15 protein-coding genes and 1 pseudogene are annotated in these 13,133 nt (G+C 64.4%); 7 read left to right on the top strand and 9 right to left on the bottom strand.

Features of this window, described 5'->3' with window-relative positions; genetic code table 11:
• A pseudogene (locus Q319_RS0119440) lies at positions 1-258 on the bottom strand (IS701 family transposase); the annotation flags it as partial.
• Positions 259-362: 104 nt separating this feature from the next.
• Here Q319_RS0119440 and Q319_RS27425 point away from each other — a divergent pair.
• Positions 363-881, top strand: coding sequence for a hypothetical protein (locus Q319_RS27425; RefSeq protein ID WP_156039468.1), 519 nt, complete (start codon positions 363-365; stop codon positions 879-881).
• On the opposite strand, the gene Q319_RS0119435 is transcribed toward Q319_RS27425, so the two are convergent.
• The 4 genes from Q319_RS0119435 to Q319_RS0119420 all read right to left on the bottom strand — a co-directional run bounded on the left by Q319_RS0119435 (position 823) and on the right by Q319_RS0119420 (position 3,524).
• Positions 823-1,638 carry a nitroreductase family protein gene (locus Q319_RS0119435; protein ID WP_051655580.1) on the bottom strand — a complete coding sequence of 272 codons (816 nt, stop codon included), beginning with the start codon at positions 1,636-1,638 and terminating at the stop codon, positions 823-825. The genes Q319_RS27425 and Q319_RS0119435 overlap by 59 nt on opposite strands.
• An 82-nt stretch (positions 1,639-1,720) precedes the next feature.
• The gene (locus Q319_RS0119430) at positions 1,721-2,056 is read right to left on the bottom strand and encodes a type II toxin-antitoxin system PemK/MazF family toxin (protein ID WP_029484098.1); all 336 of its coding nucleotides are present in this window, start codon (positions 2,054-2,056) and stop codon (positions 1,721-1,723) included.
• A 133-nt stretch (positions 2,057-2,189) separates the two neighbouring features.
• Complete coding sequence (locus tag Q319_RS0119425; protein ID WP_029484097.1) at positions 2,190-2,441, bottom strand: hypothetical protein; 252 nt, start codon at positions 2,439-2,441, stop codon at positions 2,190-2,192.
• A gap of 57 nt (positions 2,442-2,498) precedes the next feature.
• Positions 2,499-3,524, bottom strand: a complete 1,026-nt coding sequence (locus tag Q319_RS0119420) for a YkoP family protein (RefSeq protein WP_029484096.1) — start codon at positions 3,522-3,524, stop codon at positions 2,499-2,501.
• 214 nt (positions 3,525-3,738) lie between these two features.
• Between Q319_RS0119420 and Q319_RS0119415 the strand changes: the two genes are divergently transcribed.
• Positions 3,739-4,941, top strand: coding sequence for a glycosyltransferase (locus Q319_RS0119415; protein ID WP_029484095.1), 1,203 nt, complete (start codon positions 3,739-3,741; stop codon positions 4,939-4,941).
• Here the strand turns inward: Q319_RS0119415 and Q319_RS0119410 are convergent.
• A complete protein-coding gene (locus tag Q319_RS0119410; RefSeq protein ID WP_034415930.1) occupies positions 4,886-5,575 on the bottom strand; it encodes a glycosyltransferase family 2 protein in 690 nt (229 codons plus the stop codon). The genes Q319_RS0119415 and Q319_RS0119410 overlap by 56 nt on opposite strands.
• 62 nt (positions 5,576-5,637) lie before the next feature.
• On the opposite strand from Q319_RS0119410, the gene Q319_RS0119405 reads away from it, so the two are divergent.
• Entirely contained in the window at positions 5,638-6,879 is a 1,242-nt protein-coding gene (locus tag Q319_RS0119405) for an MFS transporter (RefSeq protein ID WP_029484093.1), read from the top strand.
• Between the two features lie 5 nt (positions 6,880-6,884).
• Positions 6,885-7,622, top strand: coding sequence for a polysaccharide deacetylase family protein (locus Q319_RS0119400; protein WP_245619378.1), 738 nt, complete (start codon positions 6,885-6,887; stop codon positions 7,620-7,622).
• 9 nt (positions 7,623-7,631) lie between these two features.
• Here the strand turns inward: Q319_RS0119400 and Q319_RS0119395 are convergent, their stop codons facing one another.
• Positions 7,632-8,309, bottom strand: a complete 678-nt coding sequence (locus tag Q319_RS0119395; protein ID WP_029484091.1) for an NUDIX hydrolase — start codon at positions 8,307-8,309, stop codon at positions 7,632-7,634.
• A 98-nt stretch (positions 8,310-8,407) separates the two neighbouring features.
• Positions 8,408-10,414, bottom strand: coding sequence for an amylo-alpha-1,6-glucosidase (locus Q319_RS0119390; protein WP_081846185.1), 2,007 nt, complete (start codon positions 10,412-10,414; stop codon positions 8,408-8,410).
• A gap of 196 nt (positions 10,415-10,610) precedes the next feature.
• On the opposite strand from Q319_RS0119390, the gene infC reads away from it, so the two are divergent.
• Positions 10,611-11,291: a translation initiation factor IF-3 gene (infC, locus tag Q319_RS0119385; RefSeq protein ID WP_051655579.1), complete on the top strand. Its 681-nt coding sequence runs from the start codon at positions 10,611-10,613 to the stop codon at positions 11,289-11,291.
• Between the two features lie 195 nt (positions 11,292-11,486).
• Positions 11,487-11,732, top strand: coding sequence for a glutaredoxin domain-containing protein (locus Q319_RS0119380; RefSeq protein WP_029484088.1), 246 nt, complete (start codon positions 11,487-11,489; stop codon positions 11,730-11,732).
• 62 nt (positions 11,733-11,794) lie between these two features.
• Here Q319_RS0119380 and Q319_RS0119375 read toward each other — a convergent pair whose 3' ends face one another.
• Entirely contained in the window at positions 11,795-12,118 is a 324-nt protein-coding gene (locus Q319_RS0119375) for a TapB family protein (RefSeq protein ID WP_029484087.1), read from the bottom strand.
• Positions 12,119-12,168: 50 nt separating this feature from the next.
• On the opposite strand from Q319_RS0119375, the gene Q319_RS26515 reads away from it, so the two are divergent.
• A protein-coding gene (locus tag Q319_RS26515) for an IS630 family transposase (protein ID WP_156039467.1) occupies positions 12,169-13,123 on the top strand; the annotation gives its coding sequence in 2 pieces (ribosomal slippage) (positions 12,169-12,519 and positions 12,521-13,123; 954 coding nt in all).
• Positions 13,124-13,133 lie beyond the last annotated feature (10 nt).

Below are 13,133 nucleotides of genomic sequence, written 5' to 3'. Positions count from 1 at the left end.
GCCGTTTTCCTGACTGTGAGGTTTGGGAATCACACAGTCATCGACACTCAGCGTTCCGTCCTCCTGCTCGATCTGCCTGACCAACGGCTTTGCCAGTTTCCAGAGCGTACGGGAAAAAGCCTCTTCCTGACGCAAAAAACGAGTGACCTGATCGTGACTGACTTCCCCCAGCAGCAACTGGGCGAGCATGGTGGCACTCGTTTGACCGAACGAGGAGATCAAGAAATCGCTGTACAGTTCCATCATCCGGCGAGTCACCTCCCCAGTTTGCGTCGCCGCAGTGCGAAGCAAGAAATCCTGATGATTTCATGGAGTCTTCAAATCGTAGCGCGTAAGGTCAGTTATAATTCAACGTAGACGAGGTGATGCTAGTGGATGCCTGCTTGTATCTTTCAGTTCCTGAGATAATTTCATCAAAATACGCTACCCCTGAAGGGCGCGTTTTTTACTGGGGCGCTGAAGTAATTGTTGAAGAACCCACTTTCCTGGAGATTGAAGGGTACAAGCTTCCAGTCATGCCAGCATTTGTATTCAAAAATATTCCCGAAATTCCTATCAAAACTTCTTGGAAAACTATAAGCCTTGGAAGTGTTGGAGAACTCATTCGTTGCCATTTGCTGGATGTCTCGCATTTTGACAATAAATATACTATCAAACGGGTTCTTAACTTCATTGAAGAGCAGATCAAAGGTAACGAAGAATGGTGTATTGAATTATCTTGGCAATGCGATAGATCGGAAATTCTAATTGAGGGCGGATTTGAAACTTTCATCAATTTGATGGAAGAGAATTGGGTAGAAAATATTCACGAAAGGCTAGGTTTTAAGCTTTATCACTCTGCCCAACCTCCAACCCACCCGGCAAAAATCCCCGCCCCCTGAGCGCTTCCAGTACCTGCAATGAAGTAGCCGCGTAGGCGTCCGGGTCATATTTGTAAGGACTGGTGTACATCTGCGCCAGCGAGGTAATGCCGCCCTCCTCGCACATGGCCTTCAGATGCGGCATGGACATGTACCGTTGCCAACCACTTTCCTCCCGCGCCACATACAGCTCCTCCAGTTCGGACATGCTGGCCTCCTGGTACGTTTCGTCGTGAACATAGGCCCGCATCGGCAGGCGCTCACGCCGCTCCGGTTGCTCGTCGGGCACACCTACCACGATGGTGGTAATGGGCAGGCAGGTTTCAGGAAGGTCCAGATAATTTGCGATGTCCTGCATGGCCTGGAGCGTGGTTCCCATGTAGCAGATGCCGTAGCCCCGCGCCTCAAAACCCAGGGTCACGCTCTGCGAAATCAGCATCGCCTCGTTCGCGGCCACCTGATAGCCCAGAAAGTTGTTGAAGTTGTCCCGTGCCCCCCGCAGCTTCAGCCACTGCCGCGTGCGGTGCCAGTCGGCGCAGAAGGTGATCACCAGCGGGGCCTGAAGGACGAACTCCTGTTCGCTGTGCAATTCGTACAGCCGCCGTTTTCGCGCCGGGTCACGGGTCACGATCATGGAGTAGCTGTTGAGGTTCCCCGACGAGGACGTTCCCATGACGGCCTCGTGCAGCACCTCATCAATGACGGTCTGGGGAATTTCATCGGGTTTGAACTGTCGGATGGAACGGTGCGATCTCAGCGTCTGGGCTACGGTTTTCATACTGTGAATTGTAGTGAGCTTGCCTGGTCACACGTCGCCTGCTTGCGTATGAGAACGGGTGGCGTGATCGTCGGTGACTGCTTTAGCTCAGCCCCAGATGAACCCTCAATTTGCCGTCCAGTTGGCTCATCTGCGCGGTGGTCAGGCTTCCCAGATAGCGTCCGATCCGGCTGCGGTTCAGGCCCCGGATGTAATTCAGTTGCACGCGGCTGCTCTCGGTCAGGCCGCAACTTCCAGCGGGGAGCGGGACATCAAAGGGGTATTCCCGGCTGATATTGCTGGTCACCGGGGCCACCACCAGATGCGGCAGCGTTTCGTTAGCAAGGTTATTGGTCAGAATCACGGCGGGCCGGGTGCGGGCGGGTTCTCCGGGCGTGCTGGGTTCAAAGTTGACCAGATACAGGTCGCCGCGTCTCATAAGGACTCTGATTGAATCGTTTGCAAAACGATGGAAATCCGAGCGGACGCGAGGATGAGAAGAACGGGTTCCGGGCGTGGAGTTGGCAGACTGGCGCTTTCCCAGTTTGAGGGCGTTACAGACGGAACCCGTCTCACCCCTGATCCTGCGGGGCTTCCATCGGGAAGTCCAGCCACTCTTCGGCCTCTGCCTGGGCCTGGGTGTCCTGAGCGAAGTCCTGGGCGTATTGAGCGTAGGCCTGACGCAGTTCCTGTTGCTGCAAGGCCAGCGCGGCAGCCTCAATGGTGGCGCTGAAGGAGGGAAGCTGGTGCTTGCGCTGGTACTCCTCCAGAAAGCGCAGGGTGTCAGATGGAAAAACGACGTGCTTACGGTGGGCCTGAGTCATGGCCAGAATTTAACACATGATCTATGGGTCAAAAAATGATCATGCAGGCAGTCAAGCTCACCCGTACTTCGCCAGAAACGCCTCCCGCGTCATCCAGGCCATTTTTGGCTGCGGTTCACTGGGCGGGCGGGCGGTGCCGTAAACGAGTCGCAGTACCCGGAAACCCAGGCCATAGAGGCGGGCGCGGGCGGGCGGCAGCGGCAGCAATGTGAAACCGCCCTGTTCCAGTTGCGCGTGGAACAGGGTGACGGCGAACACCGCCCGCGCGCCTTGCAATTCGGGCAGGGTCTGCATGGCGGCGGCCACGTCCCGCAGGCTGCGGAGGTAGGCGCGGTAGGCGGTCAGCGCACTTCGTCCAGCCAGCCCCACGATGCGCGGGGAGTGCAGGTGCAGTTCGGCGGTGGGGGTATCTCGCGGCAGGGGCAGCGGCTCCGGTGCGTGGTCCAGCGGGGCCACCCGCATCACGGCGTCAGCCCGCTGCGCCAGATCGATCACCTTATGTTTGCGGGCAAAATTGGCTTCCACGGTATGGGTGTACAGGTGCAGCAGCAGGTCACGCGGCCCGGCCAGCCTCAAGCCCGGAATGTCGCGCACGGGGACCGGGCGGTAGCCCAGCGCCCGCATCGCTGGCAGCCTGTGTTCTAGTTCTCCCGGCGACACACACATCGTCTGCCCCGGCTGCGGCGCATCCAGCGGGACGGGGAGGGGGTGGATGCCCTGCGCGGCCAGCAGGCGCAGGCTGGCGCGGCTCAGACGTTCCGAATCCCAGCTTTGAACGGTCTGAGCGGCAGCCACCTCGAACGCGCTGATCTGCCCTGGCTCACCCATTCCGGCGATCTCGTGCCCGGCCTGTGTGGCGGCGTAAAGGGCGTCTGGTGCGTGCTGGGCGAGGGTGGGAGAGACCAGCAGGGTAACTTCTGCCTTCAGCTCCAGCAGCGCGGCCAGAACGCCCCGGATTTCGCCTTCATCCCGAATGGGCACGGTCACGCCGACTTCGGGTGCGCCGGGGTGGCCGCCTGCCCATGCGCCGTAGGCCCCGGCGCGGAGCTGGGCGGCCAGGAAGGGGGGGGGCGCGGTACTCATGCGGGAGCTGTACTCATATGGCGACTGTAGCGGGTTTCGCCGTCCCCGGCGAAGTGGCCCCGCCTGCCCGGTATCAGCAGGGCCGCAACATGAGACCAAAGGTGGACGACTCTCTCATGTCCGGTGTCGTATCCTCCTGTCTAGCGATGCCCCAGACTTCCCCCTCCCCAGCAGGACGGCCTCTCCCGGAACGGAACTTTGCCGGTGGGAACGGATGAGACCTCTCCGCATCGGCCTGTTTACAGACACCTTTCTGCCCGATCAGAACGGCATCGTGACCAGTGTGGGTCTGCTGAGTGACGAGTTAAGGGCGCTGGGGCACCATGTGGACGTGGTGGCCCCCGATTTCCCCGACAACGTGGACAACCGCATGGATGTGAGGCGCGTGCCCAGCATCAGCTACACATTTTTGCCCAGCTACCGGCTGGCGTGGCCCACCCGCAAGGATTTTGAGCAGCGTTATGACGTGGTGCATACCCATACGCCGCTGACGCTGGGGCTGGCCGGGGCGCGGCTGGCCCGCAAATGGAACGTGCCGCATGTGGCGACGTACCACACCCACATCGAGGCGTACACCCATTACGTGCCGGGCGTCACGGCCTTGCAGCGCCACACCGGGGCCGTGACCCGCATCATGGGCCTGCTGTACGGCCGCGCCGACGCCGTGATCACCCCTACCGCCGGGGTGCTGGACGTGTTGCACGCCATGCGCGTTCGCAACCCGGTGGTCATTCCCACCAGCATCGATGCGCGGGTGTTGCACGCCGCTCCGCCGATTGAGAATCCCTGGCCTGCGGGCAAACGCCGCCTGCTGAGCGTGGGACGGCTGGCCCGCGAGAAACGTTTCGATCATGTGCTGGACACCGTGGCGCAGTTGCCGGACACCCATCTGGTGCTGCTGGGCGAGGGACCGGAGCGCGTGCATCTGGAAGCCCACGCCCGCCGCCTGGGCATTGAGGGCCGCGTGAGCTTTCTGGGCGTCAAGCCCTGGACCGAGGTCGGCGCGTATTACCGTCTGGCCGAACTGTTCCTGTTCGCCAGCGACACCGAAACGCAGGGCTTGGTGTTGCAGGAGGCCGAGCTGATGGGCGTTCCGGTGGTGGCAGTGGGCGCACGCGGCACGTTAAGTAGCGTGGCCCACGAGCGCAGCGGTTATCTGGTGGCCCCGGCGGACGTCAACGCCATGATCCGCCACTCCCAGGCCATTCTGGATGACCCGGCGCTGTGGGGGCGGCTGTCCGCCGGGGCGCGCGATTTTGCCTCGGGGACCACTCCGGCAGGGGTGGCGGCGCGGGTGCTGGACGTGTACGCCGCCGTCCTGGGGATGCCGCGCGAGGTGCCGTTTCCCGCAGACCCCGGCCTTAGCGCTTCTGCTGTGGGTCCGTCTGGTCAAAGTATCCTCGCGTATGACCCGTGATATTGCGCAGGTGCTGCCACGCGAAGGGCAGCGCGCCCCGGTCCATGCGGCGGGCACTGGTCTGTACCAGCGCCCCTGGCACGTAGGCCACCGTGCCCAGCGCCGCGATGGCCTGTCCCAGCATCACGTCCTCGTAGGCTTCCACGTCAGGGTAGCCCCCGGCCAGCAGCGCGGCCCGGCGCGAGAAGGCCATGTTGGCCCCGGCCAGATTGGGTTTGCCCACCACCCGGCAGGCGTGCAGAAAGGCGCTGTAAGCCCCCTGCGAGGCCCAGCTCCAGTGCGGGGCCACCCCGCAAAAACCCATCGGGCCGTACAGGCCCACCCGGCCCGGCGTGGCCGCGTCCAGCAATTCCAGCCACTGCGGACTGGGCAACGAATCGGCGTCGGTGGTGGCGACCCAGTCGGTGTGGGCGGCTTCCAGGCCACACTGGCGGGCGTGGGCCACGCCGGGCTGGGTACTGTGCAGCACCCGCGCGCCCCAGGCCCGTGCCAGGGCCACGGTGTCGTCGGTGCTGCCGTTGTCCACCACGATGACCTCGGCGGGGGCCTTGCGCTGCGCCTCCAGCGCCCGCAGGGTCAGGGGCAGATACGCCGCCTCGTTGCGGGCTGGAATGATCACGGAGAACTCGGACACGGGCACAGGCTAGCAGGCGCAGCCCATTTTGCTGCTGGGGGCAGGAGCGGGGGGGCAACATCGTGAGCGCCGCCTCCGCCCTGCGCGAACGCCTGCCCGTCAAGCCCGGCACGCTGCCGGGGGTGCTGGTTGCCGCGCTGGTGCTGGCCTGCTCGGAATTTGTGCGCAGCGGCCTGTACGGGGCCTACCTGCCGCAGGCCACCGGCATGCTGCTGGGGCTGCCCAAGGCGGACGCGGTGGCGGTGGCGGCCACGGCCTTTACCGTCCACTTCATCAGCGACACCGCCATGCGCGGGCCGTCCGGTGCGCTGATCAGCCGCTTTGGCGTGCGGACCGTGATGCTGGCGGGCGCGGCCCTGTCGCTGCTGGCGGTGGGCGTGATGGCCGGAACGCACACCGCCTGGGTGCTGCTGCTGGCGGCGGCGCTGCACGGCGTGGGCTTCAGCGCCATGTGGCCGGGGGCCATGAACCTGACCGCCGACGCCACCCGTGATAGCCACAAGGGCCGCGCGGTCACCCTGATCAGTTTGGGCGTGATGCCGCTGATCGGCGGGGGCTTTCTGCTGCTGGGGGCGCTGGCCGAACGCCCCCGCGCACTGGTGTTCACCATTGTGCTGGCGGTGCTGGCAGTGGCGCTGCTGGCTGCCCTGTTCGTGCCGGACCGCCTGCGCCGCGCCGTCACCGCCGAGAGCCAGCCGGACCGCCGCACCCGCCTGAAGACGGCGGTGGGCGCGCTGGCCCCGCTGTTCCCGGCGGCCTTCATGCAGACCCTGACCATGACCCTGCTGGGACCGCTGCTGTTCACGCTGTACCGCGATCTGGACCTGACCTACTGGGGCATGGTGGCGCTGCTGGGCACCGGGGGCGCGGTGGCCTTCGGCAGCCTGCCCCTGACTGGCAAGGTGGCCGACGGGGGCCGCGCCCGGCTGGCCGTGACCCTGGGCTTTGCGCTGCTGGGTCTGGGCCTGGGCGGAATAGCCACCACCCCGCCCATGTGGGGGCTGTTCGTGCTGGCCGCGCTGGTAGGCGTGGGGTACGCCTTTATCATGCCCGGTTGGGCCGCGCTGGTCACGGGCCGCCTGCCGGAAGCCGAGCGCCCCGCCGCCTGGGGTGCCCTGATGACCGTGGAAAACGTGGGCACCTCGCTGGGGCCGCTGGTGGGGGCCTTCGCCTACCGCACGCTGGGGCCGACGGGACCGTTCATCACGGGCGCGGCCCTGGCCCTGCTGACCGCGCTGGGCTATGTGATCTTCCGCCACACGCTGACCACACGCCAGGAAACGGGGCTGGAGGGTGGGGCGTAGACCGTGTGAATGCCCCCCCCGCCCCCCGAAAATCTTCTATCCGGTTTCTGTTCCTCCCTGCGCTCGGACTCCTCGCCGCTGTTCTGGCCGATGTGCTGGGCCGCGCGGCAGGCTGGGGTGCGCTGGGTAGTGGTCCGAGCGATTCAAGCCGGGTGGCGCTGACCTTCGATGACGGCCCCTCGCGGCGCACCCCCGAACTCTTGGAGATTCTGGCGCAGCACGACGCCCGCGCTACCTTTTTCGTCACCGCGCCCGCATATGTGGCCCATCCCGAACTCCTGCAAATGCTGCTGGACAGCCGCCATCAGGTTGAGGCGCACGGGCGCTGGCACCGACAGGCGCTGCTGCTGACGCCGTGGCAGGAATGGGCGCAGATCGGGTGGCATCCGCGCGCCGGGCAGGCTGGGGCGCTGCTGTACCGCCCACCCTACGGGGGCCACAGTCCGCTGACCCGCCCCCTGGCGTGGCTGGCCGGACGTCAGATCGCGCTGTGGGACGTGGAGGGCCGCGACTGGACCGATGCCGACGCGCCCACCCTGGCACAGCAAACCCTGGTTCATCTCCGCCCCGGCAGCGTGGTCCTGCTGCACGACGGTCCGGCGGTCACCCCCGAACTGCTGGGGCTTGTGCTGAAGGGCCTGAAAGCGCGTGGTCTGCAAGCGGTCACCCTGGCCGAACTCCCCATGCGGCGTATAGGGCTGCGGCAGGGATTGAAGAGAGTCTGGGCGAGCTATGGGGGTTGAGTCTCCCGTCTACAGCGCCGCCACCCGTACATTCTTCGCCCGCCGGTACAACTGCGCGGGCCGTCCCACACCGCTGCGGCGCTCGCCGCTGGGGGTCAGGACGCTCTGGGCCAGCAGGCGTTTGCGGAAATTGCGCTTGTCCAGTTGGCGGTCCAGAATCGCCTCGTAAACGCCCTGGAGTTCGGGCAGGGTAAAGGTGTCGGGCAGAAATTCCAGCGCCAGATTGGCGTATTCCAGCCGCAGTTGCAGCCGCAGCAGGGCGCGGGTCAGGATCGCCTGATGATCGAAGGCCAGCCGGGGCGGGCGGTGCGCGCTGAGCCACTCTGCTTCCAGCGTATGACCGCCGCCGCTGACACTGACCGTGCCGTGGGGCAGCACCGCCAGATGCGCCACGCTCACGATGCGTCCGCGCGGGTCGCGGCCCACCTCGCCGAAGGTATAGAACTGCTCCAGGTGGCGCGGTTCGAGCTGCACGGTGGTCTCGGTCCGCAGTTCACGCAGGGCCGCCTCGTGCAGTTCCTCGCCGGGCTGCACGAAGCCGCCAGGCAGCGCCCAGTCGCGGGCGTGCGGCAACTGGCCGCGCTGCACCAGCAGCACATTCAATTCGCCGCCATGCATGGCAAAGGCCGCGACGTCCACCGCCAGCCCCACCTGCGTGGCCTGGGGGGGAAGGGCGAGGCCAGTCATCCCCGTGATCCTAGGGTTAGTGTCAGGTGTACGTCAAGTGAGGGTGTCTAGCCATAAGTGTGATGGGATTCCAGTGAAAATCAGCCCTGAGACACGTTTTAGCCAGAGTTTCGGGCGCTTTCTCTGCTCTCTGCCCGCGACACCAGCACATGCCCGCGCAGAAGTTCGGCCACGCTCCACGCCTGGAACGGGCAGCCGCCGGGCAGCAGCGCGTCCCCGCTGAACACCTCCGAGACGTGGCCGACGCCCGCCTCCCAGACATGACCGCACAGGCCGTCCAGTGCTGCGCGGGCCTGGGTGACCTCGCCGCGTGAGAGCAGCAGTTCCAGGTACGCGGTCAGCGGCCAGGGCCATACGGTTCCCTGATGGTAGGCGGCGTCGCGCAGCACCTGTGGCCCGCCGTAATTGCCCCGGTAGCGCGGATCGCGCGGCGAGAGGGTGTGCAGTCCCAGCGGCGTCAGCAGCTTGGTTTCGGTCTGTCGCACGGCGACCTCCACCTGTTCGGGTGTGGTGGGCGTATCCGGCAGGGCCAGCGCCAGCGCGGCGTTGGGGCGCACGCTGGGGTCCGTGGTGCCGTCCGGCTCGACGGTATCGGCGAACGCCTGCCCATCCCAGAACTGCCCGAAGCTGCTGCGCGCCTGTGCGTACGCCTCCGCGAATTCCGGCGAGTCTCCCAGCGTTTCCGAGAGCCGTTTTTCTGCCCCCAGTGCTGCCAGCCACAGGCCCTGAATCTCCACAGGTTTGCCGTGGCGCGGCGTGACCACCCAGTCCTCGATCTTCACGTCCATCCAGGTCAGTTGCACGCCTGCTTCCCCGGCCAGCAGCAGGCCATCTGCCGGATCGGCGCGGATGCCGTGATCGGTGCCGCGCAGATGCCACTGCAAAAGCCCGCGCAACTGCGGCAGGGCTTCCCGCGCGAAGTCCAGATCGTGGCTGGCGGTCACGTAACGCTCCAGCGCCACCGCCAGCCACAGTGCCCCGTCCACCGTGTTGTAGCCCGCGCCCTGGCCGTCCTCATGGAAGTGGTTGGGAATCAGGCCACGTTGCAGGGTGCTTAAAAAAGTGTGCAGCAAGTCGCTGGCCTCGGCAAAACGCCCGGTCAACAGGGTCAGGCCGGTCAGCGAGATCATGGCGTCGCGGCCCCAGTCGGCAAACCACGGATAGCCCGCGATCACGCTGGTTCCTGCCGGGCTGTTGCGCCTGACCAGGTAAGCGTCCGCTGCCACCGCCAGTGTCGCTACCAGATCGTCGGAGACTCCACAGGTCTGCTGGGCCCGTTCGGCCAGTTCCCGGCGGCGCGCCGCTTCCTGCCCGTAAGCCAGCCAGGGATCGGGAATGTCGGGGGTGGTCTCGGTCAGTCCCTGGACCACCAGCGCCACCTGACCGCCGCCCGCTGGAAAGCGGATCTCCCACAACGCCGCGCCGCGCGTGTACTCGTGATCGGGTTCGCCGCGCGCCGCGTCGTGGCGGTAGTAGACGCGCTGGGGAAAAGGCTGGGGAGCGAGAGACGTGATCTGTGCGTCTGGAGCGTGAATCTGAACTCGCGTGGTCCGTTCGCCGCGCACCAGCGCCTCATCACCGTTCGCCTGAAATTCCAGTTTGGGAGCCTGCGGGTGGACGTGGTGCATGTCTCGGTCCACAAAATAGCCGCCCAATGTCAGCGTCACCGCCCCCGGCGAATCCACCGTGTACAGGTAAACAGCCGCGCCCGCGTGGGCCGGGCTGACCGTTCCCCGGGAAACCCGCACGCCGCCCACCATCTGCACCCGTTCGGGCAGCAGATCGCGCAGGGTCACGCCGCTCAGAACCTCCAGTCCGCGTCCCTCAAAGATGCCCGGCGTGAGTTCCAGGGCGTGCAGGCTGTGCCTCTGGCCGTCCACTTCCAGAATCTCCAGCGGCGAAACCAGATGCGTGAAGCGCTGTACCGGGGGCGACTGGCTGACCACCAGACCCGAGTAGCAGCGCGTCGGCACTCCGGCCAGACTGCTGAGGGCAAAGCCGCCCAGGCCATCGGTCAGGAGGACTTCCAGGTCGGGATTACGGGCAGACAGGGGGCCGGAACGGTGGATGTGGGTGGGGGCCACAGGGGGGAAGGAACGGTCCATAGAGGAAGCATGGCAGAAGACGCGTGTTGCCCAGCCAGTGGAACCGCTGTTGACAGAAAGTTCATCCCCACAAAAAGACGGCAGACCTGCGTGGTAAACTGACATGTTTACCCGTCACAGCTTTCAACGTGAATGCGGGTTCAGCCGCCCTAACCCGTCAGAAATGACGCTGCCAGCGTGCAGGGGGCGCGCGGAGGTGATGAATATAGCGAAAGATCATAAGGTCAACGAGCAGATTCGCGTCCGTCAGATTCGTCTGATTGGCGGCGAAGGTGAGCAGGTGGGCATTATCGACACGCGCGACGCGATGAACATGGCGCGTGAGGCGGGGCTGGATCTGGTCATGGTCAGTCCCCAGGCCGTGCCGCCCGTCTGCCGTCTGCTCGATTATGGCCGCTTCCGCTTCGAGCAGCAGCAGAACGAACGGGAAAACCGCAAGCGTGCGCGTGGTCAGGAAGTCAAGGCCATCAAGTTCCGGGTCAAGATCGACGGGCACGATTTCAACACCAAGACCGGGCACGTGCGCCGCTTCCTGGAAGAGGGCCACAAGGTCAAGGTCACCATCATGTTCCGTGGCCGTGAACGCACCCACCCGGAACTGGGCGAACGCATTCTGGTGCGCGTGGCCGAGACCCTGGCCGACATCGGCGTGCCGGAAAGCAACCCCAGCATGATGGGCATGGATATGAACATGATCATGACCCCCAAGGCCCCGCCCGTGCCCAAGAAAGAGCGTGAAGAGGACGGCGAGATGGTGGCTGCGCCCGCAGCATCTGGCGCGGCTGCTGCGGCCCCCGCCGAAGCGGCTCCCCAGCCGGATGCCCAGGCCACGGCCCCCAAGACCGACGCCCCTACCGAAGCCTCCACTCCAGCCTAACGCTGGCGGCTGGTTCTGAAGGTGCCGGACGGCCTACCCACGCGGTGGGCCGTTCGCCTTTGCTGGGCTGGCCCTCGCTGAGCTAATCAATACTGAACTGGAGCACTTGCTACCCATGCTTTATTTTGTAAACTGGCCTATCGGACAGAGGTTATCTGAAGTCCTCGTCCGCATCACCCACAGGAGGAATCTTCCATGATCAAGATGTACACCACCACCTGGTGCCCCGATTGCACCGCCACCAAGCGCGCCCTGACCAGCAAGGGCCTGGACTTCGAGGAAATCAACATCGAGCAGGACGACAAGGCCGCCGAGTACGTGATGAGCGTCAACGGAGGCCGCCGCAGCGTGCCCACGCTGGTCAGCGGCGACGTGGCCCACAGCCTTAGCGGTTTTCGCCCGCAGAAGCTGGACGCGTTCCTGGCGGAAGCCGGATTGTAAGCTCAACCCTCGGAAAACGAACGGTGCGGCCCTGCAATGGGCCGCACCGTTTTTGATGGGCGTTATTTTTTGAGGGTCATCAGTTCCGTGACGCTGTAGCTGCTGCTGGATTTCACGAGTCCCACGCCCTCGGCGTACCATTCCTCGAACTCGCTCAGATCGCGGTTCAGGGGCACGGGTCCCAGTTTGCCCACCACGCGCAGGTTGCCCCTGACCTTCCAGACATCGAATGTTCCGGCGGGAACCGTAAGCTTCTCGCGGTTCATCACCTGCCGCCGCACCGTGATGGTGGCCTTGCCACTTAGCAGGGCCTGCCGCCCTTCCAGATCCCAGATCAGTGCCCATGTCGCGCCCGGTTTCCAGGCGGGGGCGGCGGCAATGCCCACCCCGCTGACCGCTGCCCTGGTCAGTTTAAAGCATTTGGCATAATAAATACATGAATACAGCGGGGGTCTACGGTTACGGCCTGGAATTTCGGACCCGGATTGTCGATCTGGTCCTGGACGGAGCGACACCGGAAGAGGCGGCGCATCATTTCTCTGTCCATATCGACACCGTGAAGCGCTATCTGGAACGGCACCACAACAACACCTTGCACGTCCGGGTCAAACCCACGGGCCGTCACCGGACGGTGACGGCAGCGCACGAGGATCAACTGCTCAAACAACTCGAAGCCCACCCCGATGCCACCCTGACCGAGCATGCCTGCATGCTCGAAGACGCCACGGGCCTCAAGATCTGTTTCAAGACCGTGGACCGTGTGTTCGCGCGCCTCCAGATCACCCATAAAAAAAACATTGGTCGCACTCGAACGCCGTGAGGATCAGCGCACCGCTTTTTTGAACGATCTTGAACCGTATCTGACCCATCCAGAACGGCTGGTCTTTCTCGACGAGAGCGGCTTCCAGACCAACATGACGCGCGGGTATGCCCGCGCGCCCCGACAACTCCGGGCGGTCTGCGCCTCTCCCCGCAATCATGGACAGAATCAGAGTTTGATCTGTGCGCTGAGCCTGGCGGGGCCACTGGCCCCGCTGGTGATGGATGGCCCACTCAATGGGGAAGTTTTCGAGTGGTACGTCCGCGAAGAACTGGGTCCAGCGTTGAAACCAGGACAGGTTGTCGTGCTGGATAACCTGTCATCGCATCACCTCGCCTCCATTCGGACGCTGATTGAGGCTCGGGGCTGTACGTTGCTGTATCTCTCGCCCTACAGCCCGGATTTCAACCCGATTGAACTGCTGTTCTCCAAACTCAAAGCTCTGGTGCGCGGTGCAGCACCGCGCACCATTTCGGATGTCATCTCCAGCATTGGGAGGGCACTTCAAGGAATCCAGTCCATGGAAATCCGAGCTTGGTTCAAGCACGCACATCCGAGACTTCTTTTGTGACAAATGCTCT

It is taken from the genome of Deinococcus marmoris DSM 12784, from assembly GCF_000701405.1.
Lineage (GTDB): Bacteria > Deinococcota > Deinococci > Deinococcales > Deinococcaceae > Deinococcus > Deinococcus marmoris.
This window is presented reverse-complemented; position numbering and strand designations above follow the sequence as displayed.

Coding starts and splice junctions, on each gene's coding strand:
- Q319_RS0119435 (WP_051655580.1), bottom strand. CDS start 1,638: ATGAAAACCGTAGCCCAGACGCTGAGATCGCACCGTTCCATCCGACAG.
- Q319_RS0119430 (WP_029484098.1), bottom strand. CDS start 2,056: ATGAGACGCGGCGACCTGTATCTGGTCAACTTTGAACCCAGCACGCCC.
- Q319_RS0119425 (WP_029484097.1), bottom strand. CDS start 2,441: ATGACTCAGGCCCACCGTAAGCACGTCGTTTTTCCATCTGACACCCTG.
- Q319_RS0119420 (WP_029484096.1), bottom strand. CDS start 3,524: ATGAGTACCGCGCCCCCCCCCTTCCTGGCCGCCCAGCTCCGCGCCGGG.
- Q319_RS0119415 (WP_029484095.1), top strand. CDS start 3,739: ATGAGACCTCTCCGCATCGGCCTGTTTACAGACACCTTTCTGCCCGAT.
- Q319_RS0119395 (WP_029484091.1), bottom strand. CDS start 8,309: ATGACTGGCCTCGCCCTTCCCCCCCAGGCCACGCAGGTGGGGCTGGCG.
- Q319_RS0119390 (WP_081846185.1), bottom strand. CDS start 10,414: ATGGACCGTTCCTTCCCCCCTGTGGCCCCCACCCACATCCACCGTTCC.
- Q319_RS0119380 (WP_029484088.1), top strand. CDS start 11,487: ATGATCAAGATGTACACCACCACCTGGTGCCCCGATTGCACCGCCACC.